The 3,503-nt window shown below is 39.1% G+C and carries 3 protein-coding genes; all 3 read right to left on the minus strand.

Annotated features, from left to right (window positions below):
• Positions 1–256: 256 nt before the first annotated feature.
• Entirely contained in the window at positions 257–2,404 is a 2,148-nt protein-coding gene (locus ACTNES_RS20040) for a glycoside hydrolase family 36 protein (RefSeq protein WP_320813712.1), read from the minus strand.
• A gap of 254 nt (positions 2,405–2,658) precedes the next feature.
• A complete protein-coding gene (locus ACTNES_RS20045) occupies positions 2,659–3,066 on the minus strand; it encodes an HI0074 family nucleotidyltransferase substrate-binding subunit (protein ID WP_291803979.1) in 408 nt (135 codons plus the stop codon).
• Complete coding sequence (locus tag ACTNES_RS20050; RefSeq protein ID WP_253292396.1) at positions 3,047–3,319, minus strand: nucleotidyltransferase family protein; 273 nt, start codon at positions 3,317–3,319, stop codon at positions 3,047–3,049. The genes ACTNES_RS20045 and ACTNES_RS20050 overlap by 20 nt, the downstream gene beginning before the upstream one ends.
• Positions 3,320–3,503: the final 184 nt, after the last annotated feature.

Here is a 3,503-nt window from a genome sequence, read left to right on the forward strand (position 1 = left end):
ATCGGTAAGCTGAATGTACAGTTGGAATAGCAACTATTAACGAACCTTGACAGCCTAATAACTGCTTAGAACTTTGCCACGGGGATTTTATACCCTTTTGACAGGTTAATTGAGTGATGTTATAGCTGCATGGATCAATTTTTAGATTCATGGTGCAGTTATCAGTTCAGATACTGTTCCGTGAATAATTCAGGTATAAGTTTGTCATTCTACATCACCAACAGCCCGCACTGAAATAGTGCGGGCTGTATTCCTTTTAATATAACTTGAATATTCTTGCTGTTTTGGTTTCTTCCAGTAAGAAAGAAATCGTATGATTTTCATTTATATAAGCACAATCCAGAGTATTTTGTGGATAGACTGGCTCTACGTGCTGATATTTCTGCAATTCTTCTTTTAATGGTACGTTAAGGATCTTTTCACCGGAAATCCTCCAGACTGCAATATATGCACAATTGTCACATTCCAGTCCAAAAGTAAACCACGGATCTTCGAATTTCGGGATTCCTGTCAGCCAGAATGGAAGTCCTTCCTTGATGTCATTTCGAATCATTTTATAAACTTCAATTCCATTTTTCACCAGATTAAACTGATTAGCCGGAAGGGTCGCCAGATGTCCGCTCTGGTGGATTCGAAGCATCATCGCATTGACCATATTCATGGTCGTTTCTTCCGGGTCAGCTCCGGATAAAGGATAAGACCAGATCGCGCACTGTTCCGGAGTAAGCGCTGTTGCACAGGAGGCTGCAATCGCTGCATTTTTTATGTAATCTGTCTGGTCGCTGGATGACTGGATACTGTGACGGCTGAGCATCGCATAATCCATTCGCATACCGCCGGAACCGCAGTTTTCAATGATCAGATCCGGATATTTAATAAAAATAGAATCCAGCCATGCAAGATATGCACGGTTATGTTCCAGAAGACCATCTCCAAGACTGTCGGAATCTACCTCCGTACCGATTCCGCTGTTGATATTATAGTCCATTTTGATATAGCCGACACCATATTCATTTACCATTCTGTCAATTACAGAAGTTGCATAGTCCTGCACTTCCGGATTTCTGAAATCCAACGGATATCTGCACTGGTCGGATACAATCTTTCCATGTCTTCTGAAAAACCAGCTCTTCGGAATATTGTCGATATTCGGGCAGTCAAAACCAACTGTTTCAATTTCCAGCCAAAGACCAGGAATCATACCTTTTTCACGGATATATTTAATTGGTTTCTCAATGCCTCCCGGATATCTCTGCGCAGAAGGTTTCCATTCACCTACGCCGGCCCACCAGTTAGTGTCCGTGTACCATCCACAGTCAATGCAAAAATATTCGCATCCTGCATCTGCCGCTGCGTCAATAAGAGGAAGCAGTTTTTCTGTTGTAGAATCCCCAAACAGACAGTTCATGTAATCGTTAAAAATAACTGCAAGTTTTTCATTATCTTTATTAGGACGGCGGATCTTACGGCGGTATTTCGTCATCTCTACAACTGCTTTTTCAAATCCTCCATTAACAACAGAGACGGCCGTCGGCACTGTGATAAAAGATTTACCCGGCTTCAGGCTTTTATGCCACTGGCTTTCCCATTCAGTAGGGCCGGATAACACGAAATATATTTCGCCGGATATTTCATTTCCGTCATTTGTGATCATCAGGTTATGATCCTTTACTGTAGGGAACATTAATTCACTGCTCTCTGCAACTTCCCAGTACCAGGAGCCATTGTTCTCAATCTGCCAAAGAAATGTTGCACCGGTTTCTTCATTCTCAAGGCATCCCATAGGAAGAAATTCCTGGGTAGACCAGGAACCAAGATTCTGCTCATAAATACGTTTTGTAGACTGCGCAAGGTTGATCGGATTTAATCCCATTTCAGGCAGCGTGCGGGATTCCCAGCGGCACTCATCATACCATGAATTATGCGCTGTATGCAGACGCATTTTCCGGTTCCACGGTTTATTTCCGCCGACAGATGCATACTGGTATGCGAAAGAAGAAACATATTCAATCTCCCGTGTTTGCTCACTTTGATTCGTCACTTCTGTCCAGGAACGTATTGTCTGAACATTATCATAAAACTGATAATGACTGATCAGCTGCAGACCCTGATAATCCTGCACAATTTCAAGTTTTCGACCTTTTTCATTTTTGTAATCACGCATCTCACGATAGACAGCCCAACATCCGGGAACACTTCCTGTATGCTTTCTTCCGCGGTGATCTGCGCTACCATATCCTGTTTCCTGATATTGCACCAGATATCCATTTTCCCATGCATTTTCCGGCATTGCTTTTTCATTAAACGGAGCCGTTCCAAGATGGATCAGACGGATCTTTTCATCGTCGATCAGAGCAAATACCATATAAATTCCATTTTCATTGATCTTAATAAGTCGAGTCATTGTTGTCCTCCTTTACATTCTGTTAAGTACAACTACAATACAACTTGACAATTGGCCGATTGTCTGAAGAAATATGTTTTAGTGATTATACTTATATATTAGAATATATAGGGAGATTTTCAATGGAATTTGTCTAATAACTTGTATTGATTCGAAGAAAAAGAAAAAATACTTGTACTTTTATTTGTTCGATATGGTGAAATTTTTAGCCATAGGGCGTTCAAAATAAAGCGCTCCTCTTTTCTGTAAATAGTCTACTCTGTAATATAATATTTTTTTACATTATCCTTCAATTTCTCAAATAAAGGATAATAGACATTAATAATATCCTGAAATTTTTCAGCTGCAAAGGTTCCATCATAATCATGTGCAAGTTGATTTCTTGCACGTAGCATCTGGAGCCATCTGTCATCGTCAATTATTTTATTAGTAAAAGACTGATGTAAAGTTTCTCTTGGTGATCCGATTGCAAAATCCAAAATGCCAAGCTGTTTAATAAGGATATCCTTCATTACTTTCCAGGAAATATCAAAAGTCAGGTTAAAATTCAACACAGTACCTTCCAGTACAAAATCTGCCTTCGGATCAGCATGTCTGCTCTTTTCAAGATTTTTCAGGCTGCTACAAAAAGTATTATAACGATTAATATATTTGCTTTCCATATTTCTCAATATCCTCCTTCAAGAATTTATTTTTTATACTTTCATATTCAAAAATATCAATTTTTCGAAGTGTATCAATATCTGCCAGTTCATCTTCCAGATGCAGGATATCCTTACATCCATATACAACAAAATCAATATCACTGGTCGGTGTCGCTGTCCCTGTTGCAAAAGATCCGAACAGATCTAAACGCTGTACACCGTTTCTTTTACATATTTGAGATACCTGATCAATTAAATCTGAAATTGGCATTACATTCAATGGTCTCACTCCTTTTTACTGCAGGTAATTCGATAATACTCTCTTTCAGTCCTTTATAATTTATAACACCACTTTACAACTTTTTGAATAAAAAATATCGTACAGGGACTTTCTGATGTATAATAAGTTTGCGACAACTATTACAAAGGAAAGTGACCCTGTACGACAAACTCAT

The organism is Blautia sp. HCP3S3_D9 (genome assembly GCF_052063845.1).
Classification (GTDB): Bacteria; Bacillota; Clostridia; order Lachnospirales; family Lachnospiraceae; genus Blautia_A.

Excerpts from the sequence above, each read along its gene's own strand:
- ACTNES_RS20040 (WP_320813712.1), bottom strand. The coding sequence starts at position 2,404 with ATGACTCGACTTATTAAGATCAATGAAAATGGAATTTATATGGTATTT.
- ACTNES_RS20045 (WP_291803979.1), bottom strand. The coding sequence starts at position 3,066 with ATGGAAAGCAAATATATTAATCGTTATAATACTTTTTGTAGCAGCCTG.
- ACTNES_RS20050 (WP_253292396.1), bottom strand. The coding sequence starts at position 3,319 with ATGCCAATTTCAGATTTAATTGATCAGGTATCTCAAATATGTAAAAGA.